Origin of the sequence: Sorangium sp. So ce124, assembly GCF_051525235.1 — a bacterium.
Lineage (GTDB): Bacteria > Myxococcota_A > Polyangia > Polyangiales > Polyangiaceae > Sorangium > Sorangium atrum.
In genome coordinates this window covers 7491194-7507570 of record NZ_CP150312.1, presented here as the reverse complement: position 1 = coordinate 7507570, position 16377 = coordinate 7491194, and the positions used below count along the sequence as shown (strand labels likewise).

The following is a 16377-nucleotide window of genomic DNA, read 5'->3' as shown; positions in this document are numbered from 1 at the left end:
ATGAGCAGGAGCCTTGTGGAGCACCTCGCGCGTGGGGCGATCTGCCTCGCGGCCCTCGTGGCCTCGGTGCTCGTCGCGCGCGCTTCCCTCTGGCTGGCAATGGCGCTGTTGCCAGTCGCGCTCGTGGCGGTGGGCGGATGCCCGATGTGCTGGACGCTGGGGTTGATCCAGATGGTCAGCGCCAGGGCGCGAGGGGAGCACCTCGAAGAGCCGTGCGACGACGGCGGATGCGCCTGGGCGCCGCAGAGCCGCCGGTGAGCTAGCGCGAAGCGCTGGTCCCGGGGGCGCCTTCGGCGTATGGACACGGCCACCATGCATCGGGTGTTCATCGACGGGCAGGAAGGTACGACGGGGCTCCAGATCCGCGAGCGGCTGCAGGGCCGCCGCGACCTCCAGCTGCTCGAGATCGACCCGGACCGCCGCAAGGACCCGGCGGCGCGCCGCGCGCTGATCAACGAGGCGGATGTGCTCATCACGTGCCTGCCCGACGACGCCGCCCGCGAATCCATCGGGTGGATCGAGAACCCGAGGACGCGCGTCATCGATCCGAGCACCGCGCACCGGACGGCCGACGGGTGGGTGTACGGCTTCCCGGAGCTCCGCCCCGGCCAGCGCGAGGCCGTCCGCGGCGCGCGGCGCGTCGCCGTCCCCGGGTGCCACGCGACCGGGTTCCTCGCGCTCGTGGCGCCGCTCGTCGAGCAGGGGCTCCTGCCCAGGGACGCCCGCGTGATCGCGCACTCGCTCACCGGCTACAGCGGCGGCGGGCGCAAGATGATCCAGGCCTACGAGCAGGCCGACGGGGCGCGCCGCGAGCAGCTCCGCGGCCCGCGCCCGTATGGGCTCACCCTGCAGCACAAGCACATTCCGGAGATGCGCGCGATCGCCGGCCTCGACAGGGCGCCGCTGTTCCAGCCGGTCGTGGGTGACTTCTACAAAGGCATGCTCGTCTCGGTGCCCCTGTTCGTGGACGCCCTGGCGCGGCCGGCGACGCCCGCCGCGGTCCACGAGCTCTACGCGTCCTATTACGCCGGCGAGCCGTTCATCCGGGTGATGCCGCTCGGCGGCCAGGGCGCGCTGGAGGACGGCTATCTCGGCGCGCTGGAGTGCAACGACACGAACCGACTCGACGTGTTCGTGTTCGGCAAGCCGGACCAGATCCTGGTCGTGGCGCGCCTCGACAACCTCGGCAAAGGCGCCTCCGGCGCGGCGGTGCAGAACCTGAACCTGATGCTGGGCGCGCCGGAGGCCACCGGCCTCGACTGAGCGCCACCCGGGTCACCCGGGTCACCCGGCGCGCGTGTAGAGCCGCGGCGCCGAGCTCTCGAGGGCGGCGATCAGGCGCTCCGCGGCGTCGGCGAACGCGCGCCGGAACGCGATCCGCCAGGGCCGGCGGAGCGGGCCGGTCGAGAGCCGTTTGACCACGAGGTCGCCGCTGCTGAGATAGGCTTCCGCCACCCATTCCGAGAGGGTCGCGATCCCCATCCCGGCGCGCGCCGCGTCGACCACGGCCTCGGTGAGCGGGAACCGCAGGAGCTCGATCTTGGGCCGCTGCCGCCCGAAGACGGCGCTCATGAACCAGCGCGCCTCGGCCGGCGTCGCGTTCGGCGTGATCAGCGGGCCCTCGCGGAGGTGGTCGCGCGTGAGCGAAGCCCGCCCCGCGAGCGGGTGCGAGGTCGAGATCACGAAGATGATCTCGTCCGAGAAGAGCGGCCGCTCCACGAGCGCGCAGCCCGCCTCGCGGTCGCTCGGCAGGGACGACGTGGTGAGCAGCGCGACGTCGATGTCCCCCCGGACGAGCGCGGCGACCGGATCGTGGGTGTGCTCGACCGCGAGCACGATCTCGAGGCGGGGCAGCCTGCGCCGGAGGCTCGTCATCGCGGAGGGCAGCCAGCGGTACGCCGTGTAGCACTCGCACACGAGGCGGACGCGCGTGGTCGCGGCGACCGGCGCCGCGACCTCTCGCTCGAGCTCCCGGAGCTGCGCGAGGACGAGCCCGGCCCCCGCGATGAGCCGCTCGCCCGCGGCCGTCGGCGTGACCCCGCGCGCGGTGCGCTCGAAGAGGAGCGCGCCGACCCGCTCCTCCGCCTGGGCGAGCGCCCGGCTCACGGCGGACTGCGTGATGTGCATCGCCGAGGCGGCGCCGGCCGTGCTCCCGGCGGCAGCCAGCGAGAGGACGAGCTCCAGATCGCGGATCTCGAGCTGAGGCCGCGGTCCGATCGCAGGAGGCGCAGAGGAGGACGGTATGCGTGACACGCATAGACCCTATCACGACGATGCGTTGGACGCACAGCCCCGCGAGGCGCACGTTGGGCGCCGTCAGGAGGTTTTCATGAAGCTCTATTTCGCTCCGCTCGCATGTTCTCTCGCCACGCGCATCGCCTTGTACGAGGCCGACGCGGAGGCCTCGTATGTGGAGGTCGACCTGAAGACGAAGCGGACCGTGGGGGGCGCCGATTACCATGCGATCCACCCGCTCGGGTTCGTCCCCGCGCTCGAGATCGAAGGAGGCGAGATCCTCGCCGAGAACGCGGCGATCCTTCAGCTCGTGGCGGATCGGTTCCCGAAGGCGGAGCTCGCGCCGCGGGATCCGCTCGGCCGGGCGCGCCTCCAGCAGTGGCTCGGCTTCATCGGGAGCGAGCTCCACAAGGCGGTCTACAGCCCGCTCCTGGACAAGACGGCTGCGCCCGAGGTCAAGGCCTATGCGCTGGGCGGGGCGCCGCGCCGCCTCGGCTGGTTGGCCGAACGGCTCGAAGGGCGGGAGTTCCTGCTCGACCGTTTCTCGGTCGCCGACGCGTACCTCTTCGCGGTGCTCAACTGGTCCGTGGTCACGCCGATCGACCTGAAGTCCTGGCCGGCGCTGGCCGCGTACCATGCGCGCCTCCACGGACGTCCGAGCGTGGCGCGCGCCTTCGCCGAAGAGCGGGAGGGCTACTTCCTGGAGCAAGCGCGGTACGCGAAGGCCGCCGAGGCCGCCGACGCTCCGGCGCCGAACGGTTGACCCGAGCGGATCGCGCCCGGCGCGCCCGGCGGCGGGCGCGCCGGGCGCGGCGCGATCGGCCGATACCCCACGGGCTATGACCAACGGCCGCGCGACGTTATGCAGCGCTCACGAATCCCGCTTCTCACGCGCGACCGGCTCTGATACGAAGGTCATTATGAGACACTTGCGACAACTCTTCGTATGTTCGGTCCTGGCCATTGCTGCGATCCCGGTCGGCTGCACGGCGGACGCGCCGGATGACGCCGAGCAGGAGTCGGATGTCGGCTCGCTCAGCCTGGCCCTCGTCGGGAGCAGCTCCTCGGGCGCGACGTACCGCCTGTCCCAGGCGTGGTTCGATATCCTCGGCCCGACGGCGCGGACCATCTACGGAGGGGGCGACGCGCCGGTGCTCACGGAGGTGCTGCCGGTCGGCGTCTACAACGTGTCGCTCCAGCCGGGCTGGGTCCTCGAGCGGTGGACGGGCGGCAGCTTCCAGCCCGTCTCGGCGTCCCTCACGTCGGCGAATCCGGTGGGGGTCTTCATCGGCGAAGGCACGACGACGACCGTGGCGTTCCAGTTCCGGGCAGACGGCGATGTCATTTCCGTCGGGCATGGAAGGATCGACATCGTCATCGGGGTCGACGACACGCCGCTGTACGAGAACACCGATGTGGCCTGCAGCAACGGCTACGATGACGATCTGGATGGCCGCGCGGATTGCGCCGATCCGGACTGCCAGGGACAGCCATTCTGCTCGCCGGTGCGCGAGGACACCGATGTGGCGTGCAGCAACGGCTACGACGACGACATGGACGGCCTCGCGGATTGCGCCGATCCGGAGTGCCAGGGGCCGCCATTCTGCTCGCCGTGGCGCGAGGACACCGATTGGGCGTGCGCCAACGGCTACGACGACGACGGCGACGGCCTCGCGGATTGCGCCGATCCGGACTGCCTGTGGCAGCCGTACTGCGCACCGGTGCGCGAGGACACCGACTGGACGTGCAGCAACGGCGCCGATGACGACGGGGACGGCTTAGCGGATTGCGCCGATGCGGACTGCCAGTCGCAGCCGTACTGCGTACCGTGGCTCGAGAACTCCGATTGGGCGTGCAGCAACGGCGTCGATGACGACGCGGACGGGCTGGCGGATTGCGCCGATCCCGAGTGCCAGGGGCAGCCCTCGTGCGCGATGTCGGGCCTCGTCATCGAGGACTTCGAGGACGGCGATTTCCTCATCTCCCCGCCGTACGCCAGCCGCATTCCGCCGTTCACGGGGCCCTGGGTGACGTACGACGACGGGACCATCCCGCCGGTCGAGCTGCTTCCCGTTTCCGGGCCGTTCAGCTCGATGGCGCTCGCGGCGTACTCCCTGGGGGTGCCGTCCGCGTCGGGCGCTGGCGTGGTGCTGTCCTTCGACACGTGGCCCGTCGATGTGTCCCCGTTCCAGGGCATTCGCTTCAACATCCGCGGCCAGGGCGCCCTGGTTCGCTTCGACGTCGGCACGCTCCTTACGAGGCCTGAGGGCGGGTTCTGCTCGGTTTGCTACGATGGCCACGGGATCGACCTCTGGATCGGACCGGAGTGGACCACCGTGGAGCTGCGCTGGTGGGATCTTATGCAGCAGGGGTGGGGCACGCCGGCGCCGTTCGAGCCGGGGCGTGTCATGAACCTGAGCTGGCGCGCACCCCCGGGGCAGCCGCTGGGGATCGCGATCGACGACGTCCGGCTGTTCTGAGCTCGGGCGCGCGGGGAGCAGCGCCAGCGCTGGTGCTGCTCCCGAGCGCCTCGTCGCCCAGGATCGTCCCTGGCGCCTTGGCCTCATCGAGGTTCGCTCCCCAGGCCGGCTCCCCGCGGTCGCGTTATGCGACGTCGCGGGTGGGCGGCGCCGGGCGCGCGGTCAAACGCCGCATGCAGTGCGTAAGGCCGGCCCGCAAGTTGGCCTTGGTCACGATGGCGCTGAGATCGAGCCCCAGCGCCACCATCGTCTGCGCCACGGTGGGGCGGATGCCGCAGATGATCCCCTCGGCGCCGAGCAGCTGGATGGCCCGGACGAGCTTGATCAGGTGATCGGCGACCTTCGTGTCCACCATCTGAACGCCGGTGAGGTCCAGGACCGCAAAGCGGGCCCCGCGGCTCGAGATCGCCTCGAGCAAGCTCTCCATCGCGTCGGCCGTCCTCGCGCTGTCGACGACGCCGATCATGGGCAGCGCCAGCACGCCGTCCCACACCTCGATGATCGGCGCCGCGAGCTCGCGGATGACCCGCTGCTGCGCCTCGATCACGTCGAGCTTGGTCTGGAGCGCCTGCTGCGCGCGCTGCGCCTCCGTCACGTCGAGCGAGAACCCGAGGACAGAGCTGACTTGCCCGGTCGTCTCCCCGAGGGGGAGAATCCAGCTCTCCCAGACGCAGCCATGGGCCTCGGCCAGCCCGTGCACATGGTCACCGGCCAGCGCGCGCGTGATGGCGCCCATGGCGTCGCCGTAGAGCTCGAAGATGTTCGCCCCGACGTGCTGCCCAGGCCGATGGCCGCTGGCCTCGAGCCCCTTGCCTTCATGGTAGAGGTACGTTCCGTCGGGATCGACGGCCCACACCGCTATCGGAAGAGCGTGGATCAAGGCGCGGAGCATCCTGTCCCGGGCCCTCAGCTCGGTCAGCTCGTCGAGCGCGCCATCGCCGGTCGGCGCGTCACGGAACGAGCCGTAGACCAGCCCATCCTGGCGCGCGCCGCGCACCACGCACGAGAGCGGTTTGTAGCTGCGCTCCGCGCTCATGACGCGGCCGTGGACATGGACGGGGGCGGTGCTTCCCCGCACTTGCTCCCACCTCGTGGTGAGCGCGCCGCGGTCCTCCGGGTGGAAGAGCTCGGTCAACGGGGTTCCGTGCGCGAGCGCTGGGCCGATCGTCTGGCCCAGCGCGTCGCTCCATCGCAGCAGCGCGCCGTCGCCCCCGGCGACGAACAGCATCTCCGTGGAGTGTGCGATAAAGTCATCCAGCGAGCTCAGTGCTCCGTTTGCGTCAGCCATCGTGTTCCCCTCCGCAACCGGACAGGCATACCGGGATTGCGCATCACAAGGTAGATCGATGACCGCACACGAATAGTAGGGCGCAATCCGCGACGCGCACGAAGGCACGGCCTTAATCCAATCGTCGAAACGCACGAGGGGGACATACAGCCTCGGACCACGCTCGCCGCGCGATCTCCGGTGATCCGTACGACCGGTACGTACCGGTTCGTCCGCGTCGGAGCGGCTCAGCCGCCGGAGCCGGCGTCGCCGGTAGGAATGCCGAGCAGATAGAGCTTCTTCGCCCTCCCGCCGGTCACTCCCTTCTCCCATCGGTAATCTTCACTCCGGAGCCCGCTCAGCAGCTCATCCAGGTCATCGAGCGTGTAGGTCCTCGCGTTCGAGACCGCTCCGTCCCACGCAAAGCACAGCGGGATGATCGGCACGATATAGGTGAAGACGAGCTGCCGCAGCGTCATGGGCCTCGCAAGGGGCGTGATGAGGAGGCACATCACGAAGTTGATCGGGAGGGCGAGCCACCCGAGGAACATCGGATGACTGTTGTCGCTGATCTCGAAGATACAGATCGGCTGCCTGCTCTTCTGGGCCGACTCCAGTATCTTCCTCGCGCCGTCCGGCCTCATGTGATGAAAGCTGCTGACCATAGTCCTGAGACCCCTGAGACCCGCGAGGCCCGCAGAACCAGGCATCTCCCCGCCGATCTTCGTGGCGTCCACCGGGCTCGTCTGGTAGGACACGTTGCTCCCTTCCTGGTTGTTGATGAGCTCCGCCGCCTCCTTGCTCGGGTACAGGTCCGTGAGCGTCAGCTTGATGCCCTCGAACCCGGGCCTCTCGCGCAGGATCCGCACGACGTCGATCATCGGCCCGCCGCTCCCGGAGCAGAGGTCGATGATGTTCGATGTGTTCGACTCCTTCAATGCTCTGGCGATCAGCTCGGCCAGCGCCTCGCTCGTGCCCAGCGCCCTGTGCATGACCACGATCAGGCGAGTCATGCAGGCCCGTAGCCACCCGGGAAACCAGCTGAAATCCTCTATCTCGAACAGGTGTATGCGCTTCATTCGCTCCTCGGGGTCGTGCGGCCTGGCCGCGCGCAGCCGCGCGGGTCGAGCGCTGGCTCCGTCGCGCGGCCGGTCGTCTCTCCGGCTGCCCGCTCGGATCGAGCCTAATCGATTTTGCTCTACCGCGCGATGGCATGGAGGTGCGGCGTGAAGCGCATGATCTTCGAGATGGAGACAGCGGACCCGGATGACTTCATGACGCTGCTCTGGCTCGCCGATCACCCCGACGTCGAGCTGCTCGGCGTGCTCGTCACGCCCGGCTCCGAGGATCAGTGCCGGCTCGTCCGCTGGGGTCTGGATCGCTGCGGGCGGCCGGAGGTCCCGATCGGCGCCCTGCACGGCCCCGCGTGGTGGGCGACGAGCGAGGGCAAGAAGGCGCGGGTCTCCGGCTTCCACCAGGCGTGCTACGGCGCCGGCATCCTGGAGCACCCGGTCGGCGAGGTCGCGGGCGGCCCCGCGCTGCTCGCCGAGCTGCTCCGCGATCCGGACGCCACGGTGCTCGTCGGGGCCGCGCCCAAGAACATCGGCAAGGCGTTCAAGGACGCCCCCGGGCTCCGGCTCGCTCGCTGGGTCCAGCAAGGCGGCTTCGCGGGGGACAACCTGGTCGCCGAGCCGCTCGAGAAGTTCCGCGGGCGCCTCACCTGCCCGAGCTTCAACCCCGGCGGCGCGCCCCGGGAGACGCTCGCGCTGCTCGCCTCACCGCAGATCGGAGAGCGCAGGTTCGTCTCGAAGAACGTCTGTCACGGGGTCGTCTACACCGAGGCCATGCGCGAGGCGCTGAGCCGCCGGGTCTCCGGGCGGCCGCCGCGGAGCGGCCTGACGGGGATGATCGACGCGCTCGATCGGTACCTGGCAGACAAGGGCGTTGGCAAGGCGATGCACGATCTCGTGGCGGCCGCCTGCGCGCTCGACGAGCGCGTCTGCGACTTCGTCGAGGTCGAGATCTACCGCGAGAAGGGCGAATGGGGGGCGCGCGCCATGGAGGGCACGAGCACGCGTATCTCGATCGGGTTCCACGAGGAGCGCTTCCTCGACGTGCTCGCGCGCTGAGCCGCCGTCGGAGCACGCCTCACCGGGCTGCGCAGGCCTTGCGGAGGGCGCGCGCCCTGTCGATGCACGCGGCGAGGGCGTCCTCGGGCGGCTCGTCCGGGCACGCGGCCTCGAAGGCGCGGATGGCGTCGCGGAGCCCCCCTGCGCCGCCGACGCCCAGATCGAGCTTGTGCTTGTGGTCGTCGTCGTCGTCGTCGCCGCCGGCGAGCAGGAGCGTTCCAACGACGGCGCCCACGACGACGACGCCCGTGACGACCCCCGCCACGATCACGCCCGTCTTGCCGTCCACGTCCGGCGGCTCCGCGTCCGGGAGCGACGGCGCGCCCACCGGGGGCGGCTTGGCTTCGAGGCCCGCGGCGAGCGCGGTGGTGGCGATGCCGCCCGCGAGCCCCAGGCCGCCGATGACGAGGCTCGACAGCGTGAGCGCGCTCGGCCCCGCGTCCGCGCGCGCGCTCACGCTGGCGGAGAGGCGCACCTGCGCCGCGTTGCACGCGGCGTAGGCGTCGAGGCGGTGGATCTCGAGCGACGCGCGGGGCGCGGTCTCGGGCGGCAGCTTCGCCGCGAGGATGATGTCGTCCGCCGATCGCCGGAACGTGAGAGGTGCGAGCGGCTCGGGGGCGGCCGCGGGCGGCGTGGAGGCCTTGCCGCAGCCGGCCAGTCCACACGCGATGAGCAAGAGCGTCGTGCAGGAGAGGGCATGATCGCGCCTTTGGGTCATACAGCCACGCTACGCCGATCGAGCGCGGCTTCGTCGAGCGAAATTGGCTCGTCGCAGATCGGAACGACCGCCGGCGAGCGGGCTGAGCCTGGATGACAACGTGGTGGGGTCGACGCGTCGAGGAGCGGAAGGTGCGATATGTGCAGGCCTGTTGCCCGTCTCGAACGTGAGCTCCACCGCGTGTGTTAAGATACCACCCCTGGCGACCGGCCTCGCGTTTCGCGGGGAGATGCCCGGTCACGGCGAGGGTCTTCGCAGGATGGGATTCGAGCGGGCGTCGCGCGAGGTCGGGAGATGAGCACGGCCGATCGCCGGCGGCCGGCGGATGTCCTCGAGGCGCTCCTCCGGGAGCCGCAGCGCCGCGCGCTGTGGCACGCGTCGGCCAGAGCGCTCATGCCGTTCGGCCGCGGTCCGGTGCCCGCCGAGCTCTCGGCCGATCTTCTGGTGCGGGCTCTCGGCCTGCGACGTCCTGCCGAGGGGTACGACGAGAAGCTCTATGCACGTCTGGACGTCGCGCACCTGCGCGGCCACGTCGCGCGCGCGCTCGGGAGGATGGGCCGCCGCGCCGCCGTCGCGGTGCCGGTGCTCGTCGAGACGCTGCGCGAGCCGCTCGGGGAGCGGTGCTCGCCCATGTGCTGCTCGGCCTCGTCCGTGCGTCACGAGCAGATCCTCGCCCGGGTCAGCGTGCTCGATGCGCTGCGCCGGCTGGGCCCGCAGGCGGGGAAGAGCGTGCCGGCCGACGTCGTGGCGGAGCTCCTCGCGCCGGCGTCCCGCAGGATCGCCCTGAGCGCGGCGGAGCTCCTCGCGCGACATCCGGAGAGCGCGCTTCACCACCGCGCGGCGCTGCTCGAGGCGCTCGAGCATCCGTATGCGCCCGTGGTCGAGGCGGCCGCGCGCGGGCTCTCGCGGGCGGCCCCGAGCGCCGCGCGCGAGGCGGTGCGGCCCCTGACGACGCTGCTCCGACACGAGCAGGGCGGCGTGCGGCGCGCCGCGATCCGGGCGCTCGTCGCGATGCGCCCGGGCGCGAAGGGAAGCGAGATCGCGCGGGCGGAGGAGCGCTTCGTGTGGCTCGCCGAGCGCGATCCGGACGCCGCCGTGCGGGCGGTGGCCCGCCGCGCTCTCGGGTCGCTCGAGGGCCCGTCGGGGGTCGACGGTGGCTAGGACTTCCGCTCGCCGCTGTCGCCGAGCATCCCCTCGGGCTTGAGCCCGATCACGAACTTCCCTCCGGCCTTCGCCGCGGGGGGCGTCGGCCCATCACGGGGTGAATGCCCGCAGCAGCCGATCGCGCTGCGTCTGCAAATAGCGGATGTCCTCTTCGTACAAAGCGGGGTGGCCGGCCGCGATGTGCGCCTGGGATGCGACGTCGCCGGCCGCGGCCCGCGCGCGCATGGAGGCGAGCAGCGCCGCCAGCCGGTCGGCCACGGTGTCGAGCAACAGGGGCCCGGGCGCGAAGCCATAAGCGCTGCAGAACCGAGCTGCGTGCCGCGCCTGGTCCTCGGGGCTGCCGGCGCTGTCCGGGTTGCTCGGCGCGTGCAGCGGCGCGAAACGATAGACAGCGTACGCCACGTCCCACACGCGCGGGCCCGGATGAGCTGTATCGAAATCGATGAAGCCGACGACCCGGCCGTCGCGGACGACACAGTTGTATGGCGCGAGGTCGCCGTGACAGATCACCTCGGCCGGTGGGCGGGGAGGGAGCTGCCACCGGTCGTCCGGTCCCGACACGAATGTCGCGCTGGCGTCGTGGAACCGGCGCAGCAGGGTGGCGGCGGACGCGAGGAGCTCGGGAGTGCGCAGCTCGGCCGGGAGCGGGTTGTGTACCGCGCCATCGAGGTACGACAGCACCTCGTTCCCCTCGTCGTCGCACCCGAGCGGCTCCGGCGCCGCGTCGAAGCCGGCCGCGCGGAGGTGCCGCAGCAGCCGGTGGATGGCAGGCGTGGCCGCCGTCGCGGGCCGGTGGACCCTGTCGCCGCGCCGGCGCACGGTGTTCACGCCGCCCTTGAATACCTGCTCGTCGACCATCCAGCCTCGGCGCGCTACGGCGGGAGGAGGAGCTCCTCGAGGACGGTGGTCAGCTCGTCGACCCTCACCGGCTTGGTCAGGTACCGGTAGAACCCGGCCTGCTCGGCGCGGCGGGTATCCCGGGCCATCGCCGCCGCGCTGAGCGCTATCACGGGGATATCGCGCGTCTCCGGCCACTCCTCGAGCTTGCGCATGGCCTCGTAGCCGCTCATCCCGGGGAGGTTGATGTCCATGATGACGACCTCGGGTTGACGCGAGCGCGCGAGCTCGATGCCGATCTCGGCGTTCGGCGCGGTGATCAGGTGGACGCGGTCGAACTCGGAGATGAGCTCCTCCATGAACGCGATGTTCGACGGGTTGTCTTCGACGTACAGGACCGAATGACGGACGCTGCCGGGCCCGGCGAGCGGCGACGCCTCCAGGCGCGCGCCCGCCTGCGCCGGGGCGGCGACCGCCGGCGGCTCCTGGTGCGCCGGGAGCTCGATCCAGAACTCGGACCCTTCGCCCGGGATGCTCGCGAAGCCGACGCCGCCGCCCATGAGCTCCGCGAGCCGCTTCGTGATGGCGAGGCCGATCCCGGTCCCCTCGATCGGCCCCGTTTCCTGACCGGCGCGCTGGAAGGGCTGGAAGAGCTTCGCGTGCTGCTCCTGGGGGATGCCGATGCCGTTGTCGATCACGCAGATCTTCACGACCCCGTCCTCCGGCATCGACACCGCGATCGTGGCGCGGCCCCCCCTGCGGCCGTACTTGATCGCGTTCGAGCCGTAGTTCATGAGGATCTGCGCGAAGCGCGTGCGATCCGCCGTGATCTTCGGGAGCTCCGCGGGGAGGGGCGCTAGCGCGATCTCGATCCCGGCGCGCTGGGCCATGGGGTCGAGCGTCGTCTTCACCTCGGCCAGCACCTCGGGGACGTTCACCGGCTCGATCGACACAGTGACGCGGCCCGCCTCGATGCGCGAGAGGTCCAGGATGTCGTCGATGAGCTTGAGCAGGTGCTCGCCGCCCTTGAGGACGTGCTCTATCCGCTCCTTCTGGCGATCGGTGAGCGGCGTCTTCCTGTCGCGGTGCAAGAGCTGGGCGAAGCCGAGGATCGCGTTGAGCGGCGTGCGGAGCTCGTGGCTCATCGAGGCGAGGAACTCGCTCTTCGCGGAGCTCGCGGCCTCGGCGATGCCGCGCGCCTTGCGGAGCTCCTCCTCGCGCTGCACGTCGCCGGTCATGTCCCAGAGGGTGCACACGGTCCCGCCCTCGGCCGTGCGGCGCTCGGTCGCGCGCACGCTGCGCCCGTCGCTCGTGCAGAGATCCAGCGTGCCATTCGGCTCCGCGTGGTAGGCGAGCATCCTCTCGCGGAAGGCGGCCGGAGGCTCGCCGCCGAGGGCGAACAGCCCCGCGGCGAGGCTCTCGCCGAGGATCTCATCATAGCTCCGCCCGACCATGGGGCCGTCCACCCGCGCGCCGAGCCAGTGCCGGTACACGCTGTTGCAGAGCGCGAGCCGATCCTGCGCGTCGAACACGGCGAACGCGCCCTGGAAGCTCTCCACCGCGCTCCGCAGGAGGTCGCTCGTGCGTTGCGCCACGGCCTCCAGGCGCTTGCGGTCGCCGATGTCGCGGATGGCGCTCGAGAAGAGGGGGCCCCCCTCGGTCGCCAGCGGGCTGAGGCTGATCTCGACCGGGAGCTCGCTGCCGTCCCTCCGGCGGCCGAACAGCTCCAGCCCCGACCCCATGGGGCGCGCCTTGGGCGCGGCGATGAACGCCGAGCGGTTCGCGACGTGAGACCGCTGGAACCGCTCCGGGAGCAGGATCTCGATCGCCTGCCCGATGAGCTCGCCGCGCGTGTAGCCGAACATTCGCTCGGTCTGGACGTTGACGAACACGATACGTCCCTGTTCGTCGACGACCACCATGGCGTCGGGCGCCGCGTCGATGAGCAGGCGGAACGTGCCGTCGTCGAGCTGGCGAGCGCCAGGTCCATGGAGCGCCGGCTCGGGTGCAGGCAGGCGCTCGGCGGAGGAGATTTCATGGGTCATCGGGGAGCCTCACACAGAACACGGCGCCAGGCGCGTTGTCCTCGATCCGGATGGTCCCGCCGTGCGCCTCGACGGCCATCTTGCAGAACGCGAGCCCGAGGCCGCGGCCGGCGCGGTGGAGGGCTGGAGCGTCGCCTCCGAGCTGGACGAAGCGATCGAACACCTGCTCGCGCAGCTCGGCGGGGATGCCCGGCCCCGCGTCCGCGACGCGGATCTCCACCTCGGCGCCGCGCTTCACGGCGCTCACGGTCACCGCCGTCCCGGGCGGGGCGTGGACGATCGCGTTCTCCAGGAGGTTCTCGATCGTGCGGCGGAGCAGGTCCGGGTCGGCCCGGACGGCGGGCGCCTCGACGGCCTCGCGCAGCGAGATCGAGCGGGAGCTCGCGCGCAGGTCGAGCGCGGCGAACACCTCGAGGACGAGCGCGCGGAGATCGACGCTCGCTCGCTCGGGGGCGAGCCTCCCCTCCTCGCTCTTGCTGATGTCGAGCAGGTTGTAGATGAGCCGCAGCAGGGCGCGCGCCTGGTCGCGGATGTGCCGCGCGGAGTCGCGCGCCTCCTCCGGGAGCGCGCGGTCCCGGAGCAGGAACTGCGCGTGCAGGTCCATGCTGCTGACGGGGTTCTTCAGATCGTGCACGACGAACGCCGTGAGCCGCTCTTTCTGGAGCTGGAGGCGCATCAGCGCGTCGCGCTGCTGCCGGACGAGCTCGACGTGGTCGCGCAGCTCCGCGCCGAGCCGCCGCAGCCGCAGGGCGGCCTGCACCCGCACGAGCAGCTCCGACGGGCGGATCGGCTTCGTCAGGAAGTCGTCGCCCCCGGCGCGCAGCGCGCTGTCGAACGTGTCGACGTCGCGGAGCGCCGTCAAGAACACGATCGGCGTGCTCGCGCCCTCGGGCAGGCTGCGGAGCCGGGAGCACACGGCGAACCCGTCCATCCCCGGCATCCGCACGTCGAGGAGCACGCAATCCGGCTTGTGGCGCTCGAATTGCTCGAGGGCCTCCTCTCCCGTGACGGCGAGCACGACCTCGTAGCCGTCGTCCTCGAGCGTGGCCTGGGCGAGCGCGCGGTTCTGTTCGTTGTCATCGACGACCAGCACCCTGGATCTCGGCTCGTGCTGTTCCATGCGCCCTCGGCTACGGGCGCAACCTTACATGAGCGGCAACGGCCCTACCATAGCGTTCAGGTCACGGTCGTCCGCTGGACGGCGCCCCGATGCTGTCGTGACAGCGCCAAGATTGCCGTATTTGCCCGTTCTCCGCGCTGCGAGGCGCTACGTCAGCGTCCCGTTACATCGTTTCCATTTGTGGCTTCTGGTCGCGCCGGCTCCGCGAGGGAGTGGGGCGCAACGCACCGAAAGGAGGCTGTCATGAACATCATTCGTCGTCAGGAGAACAAACTGGCTTTGTCGGGAGCCTCCTTGGATTCGAGTCCCTGGAACCTCATGATGTCGACGTGTCGTTCTCGGACAACCGCCTCACCGTGAGCGGGAAGCGCGAGGAGAGACGTGAGGAGAAGGAGGCTTATTGCTCGTTCGAGCGGGCGCCGCGCGGAAGGCGCCTCACCCGTCCGGGGCCACCGGGTGGCCCTTGCGGCGACCTCCTGCGCGCGGGGCGCCTAGGTCGGGCCTCGACGCAGCGACGCGCCATGCGACGCCGGTAAGGACACTCCACGCTGCGCCCGCCGCCGGAGCGCAGGGCTCTCGCCGGTTTGCGACGCTCGGGGCCCTGGGCTGCGCCGGGCTCCCCGTGTACGCTCTCCGTGGATTTCTCATGTCGACATGCCCTACGTGCCGAACCGAGCATGCGGACGGCGTCGCTGCCTGCGCGACGGACGGTGAGACGCTCGCGGCGGAGCCCGCGCCGCCCGGCGCCGATCCGGAGCTCGCGCCGGGCACGCCGGTCGGCGAGTACCGCGTCGAGGCGAAGATCGGGGCGGGGGGCTTCGGCACGGTCTACCGCGCGATCCACCCCGTCATCGGCAAGGCGGCGGCCATCAAGGTCCTGAGCCGCCAGTGCTCCGCGAACCCGCAGCTCGTCTCCCGCTTCGTCGCGGAGGCGCGGGCCGTGAACCAGATCAGGCACCGCAACATCATCGACATCTTCTCGTTCGGCGCCCTCGAGGACGGCCGGCACTACTACGTGATGGAGCTGCTCGAGGGGATGACCCTCGACGCCTACCGCCGCAAGCGCGGGCGCCTCCCGCCCGCAGAGGCGCTGCCCATCCTCGTCAAGATCGCGCGCGCGCTCGACGCCGCGCACGCCGCGGGCATCGCGCACCGCGATCTCAAGCCCGAGAACGTGTTCCTGGTCTTCGACGAGGACGGCGCGATCTTCCCGAAGCTGCTCGACTTCGGCATCGCCAAGCTGCTCGGCGAGTCCTCGGGCGCGGTGCACAAGACGCGGACGGGGCACCTGATCGGGACGCCGCTCTACATGTCCCCCGAGCAGTGCCGCGGAAAGAACGTCGATCACCGGACGGACATCTACTCGTTCGGGATCCTCGCGCACGAGCTGCTCGCCGGCGCGCCGCCGTTCGACGCCGAGAACGCGTTCGACCTCCTGATCAAGCACACGTCGGAGGCGGCGCCCCCCGTGTCGACCGTGGCGACGCACCTCTCGCCGGCGCTCGACGCGCCGCTGCTGCGGATGCTCGAGAAGGACCCCGCGAGCCGCCCGGCGTCGCTGCTCGAGGCGACCGTGGCGCTCGTGGAGGCCGCGCGCGGCGCGGGGTACGAGCTGCCCGGGGGCCTGCTGCGGGCGAGCGACGCAGCCGTCGGGCGCGGCGCCGGCGAGGCCGCCGCGGGGCGCCGCGCGCGCGCCGCGGCCGCGGCGCCGCTGGACGCTGGGCTCGCACCGACGCAGCGCGGTCCCGTCGCGGAAGCGAGCTCGGGGCTGCACGGGAACGAGACGCTGCTGCAGGGATCGCTGCCGGGCAAGCTGGAGAGCACGCCGGCTGCGGCGCCGCGGCGGAGGGCGGCGCTCGCCGCGGCCGCCGTCCTCGGCGTCGCCGCGGCCGCGGCGCTCACGCTGCACCTCGGGCACATGCACCTCGGGCACGGCGAGCCGGCGGCCGATGCGCCGCGCGCGCGCGCGTCGGCCGCAGCGGAGTCGGCCGCGCTGGTCGCCCCGGTCCTGCCGGCTTCCGCCGTCGCCGCGGCCGCGCCCGAGCCGGCCGCGCCGCCTCCGTCGCTGGAGGCGACCGCCGCGGCCGCGCACGCGGCGAGCGCCGACGCGGCGCCGCCCGACGTCGAGCTGCGGATCCAGGCGACGCCGAAGGAGCTCGAGGTGTGGAGCGAGGGCAAGCTCGTCGGCAAGGCGCCGGGGCCGCTGCGCCTGCCGCGCGGGAGCGCCGTGAAGCTCACCTTCAAGGCGCCCGGGTACCAGGACCAGGCGCAGGAGGTCCCGGCCGAAGCGGACGGCGCGATCACCGTGGCGTTGAAGAGGGCGGCGTCGACCGCGCGGGGCGCCGTCAGGAAGGGCGACCTGGAAAACCCGTTCCAGTGAGC

At 71.4% G+C, this 16377-nt stretch carries 14 protein-coding genes; 7 read left to right on the top strand and 7 right to left on the bottom strand.

What is annotated here, in order from left to right:
* Complete coding sequence (locus WMF19_RS28105; RefSeq protein ID WP_437893178.1) at positions 1-258, top strand: hypothetical protein; 258 nt, start codon at positions 1-3, stop codon at positions 256-258.
* Positions 259-312: 54 nt separating this feature from the next.
* On the top strand, positions 313-1263 hold the full coding sequence (gene argC, locus WMF19_RS28100; RefSeq protein ID WP_437893177.1) for an N-acetyl-gamma-glutamyl-phosphate reductase: 951 nt from the start codon (positions 313-315) through the stop codon (positions 1261-1263).
* A gap of 21 nt (positions 1264-1284) precedes the next feature.
* Here argC and WMF19_RS28095 read toward each other — a convergent pair whose 3' ends face one another.
* Complete coding sequence (locus WMF19_RS28095; protein WP_437893176.1) at positions 1285-2253, bottom strand: LysR family transcriptional regulator; 969 nt, start codon at positions 2251-2253, stop codon at positions 1285-1287.
* A gap of 76 nt (positions 2254-2329) precedes the next feature.
* On the opposite strand from WMF19_RS28095, the gene WMF19_RS28090 reads away from it, so the two are divergent.
* Both WMF19_RS28090 and WMF19_RS28085 read left to right on the top strand, forming a co-directional pair.
* Positions 2330-2998: a glutathione binding-like protein gene (locus WMF19_RS28090; RefSeq protein WP_437893175.1), complete on the top strand. Its 669-nt coding sequence runs from the start codon at positions 2330-2332 to the stop codon at positions 2996-2998.
* A gap of 166 nt (positions 2999-3164) precedes the next feature.
* A complete protein-coding gene (locus tag WMF19_RS28085) occupies positions 3165-4715 on the top strand; it encodes a hypothetical protein (protein WP_437893174.1) in 1551 nt (516 codons plus the stop codon).
* A 124-nt stretch (positions 4716-4839) separates the two neighbouring features.
* On the opposite strand, the gene WMF19_RS28080 is transcribed toward WMF19_RS28085, so the two are convergent.
* A complete protein-coding gene (locus WMF19_RS28080; protein WP_437893173.1) occupies positions 4840-6003 on the bottom strand; it encodes an STAS domain-containing protein in 1164 nt (387 codons plus the stop codon).
* A 227-nt stretch (positions 6004-6230) separates the two neighbouring features.
* Positions 6231-7061 (bottom strand): hypothetical protein, encoded by an 831-nt coding sequence (locus WMF19_RS28075; RefSeq protein WP_437893172.1) that lies wholly within the window; start codon positions 7059-7061, stop codon positions 6231-6233.
* 147 nt (positions 7062-7208) lie between these two features.
* Here WMF19_RS28075 and WMF19_RS28070 point away from each other — a divergent pair, with 147 nt between their 5' ends.
* Positions 7209-8111 (top strand): nucleoside hydrolase, encoded by a 903-nt coding sequence (locus WMF19_RS28070; protein ID WP_437893171.1) that lies wholly within the window; start codon positions 7209-7211, stop codon positions 8109-8111.
* 19 nt (positions 8112-8130) lie between these two features.
* Here the strand turns inward: WMF19_RS28070 and WMF19_RS28065 are convergent, their stop codons facing one another.
* Entirely contained in the window at positions 8131-8829 is a 699-nt protein-coding gene (locus WMF19_RS28065; RefSeq protein WP_437893170.1) for a transcriptional regulator, read from the bottom strand.
* A 294-nt stretch (positions 8830-9123) separates the two neighbouring features.
* Between WMF19_RS28065 and WMF19_RS28060 the strand changes: the two genes are divergently transcribed.
* On the top strand, positions 9124-9990 hold the full coding sequence (locus tag WMF19_RS28060) for a HEAT repeat domain-containing protein (protein WP_437893169.1): 867 nt from the start codon (positions 9124-9126) through the stop codon (positions 9988-9990).
* Between the two features lie 93 nt (positions 9991-10083).
* Here WMF19_RS28060 and WMF19_RS28055 read toward each other — a convergent pair whose 3' ends face one another.
* The 3 genes from WMF19_RS28055 to WMF19_RS28045 are packed head-to-tail and all read right to left on the bottom strand — an operon-like array spanning position 10084 to position 13995.
* Complete coding sequence (locus tag WMF19_RS28055) at positions 10084-10851, bottom strand: phosphotransferase enzyme family protein (protein ID WP_437893168.1); 768 nt, start codon at positions 10849-10851, stop codon at positions 10084-10086.
* Between the two features lie 14 nt (positions 10852-10865).
* Positions 10866-12875 (bottom strand): PAS domain-containing hybrid sensor histidine kinase/response regulator, encoded by a 2010-nt coding sequence (locus WMF19_RS28050; RefSeq protein WP_437893167.1) that lies wholly within the window; start codon positions 12873-12875, stop codon positions 10866-10868.
* Positions 12865-13995: a hybrid sensor histidine kinase/response regulator gene (locus WMF19_RS28045; protein WP_437893166.1), complete on the bottom strand. Its 1131-nt coding sequence runs from the start codon at positions 13993-13995 to the stop codon at positions 12865-12867. The genes WMF19_RS28050 and WMF19_RS28045 overlap by 11 nt, the downstream gene beginning before the upstream one ends.
* Before the next feature lie 646 nt (positions 13996-14641).
* On the opposite strand from WMF19_RS28045, the gene WMF19_RS28040 reads away from it, so the two are divergent.
* Positions 14642-16375, top strand: coding sequence for a serine/threonine-protein kinase (locus WMF19_RS28040; protein WP_437893165.1), 1734 nt, complete (start codon positions 14642-14644; stop codon positions 16373-16375).
* Positions 16376-16377: the final 2 nt, after the last annotated feature.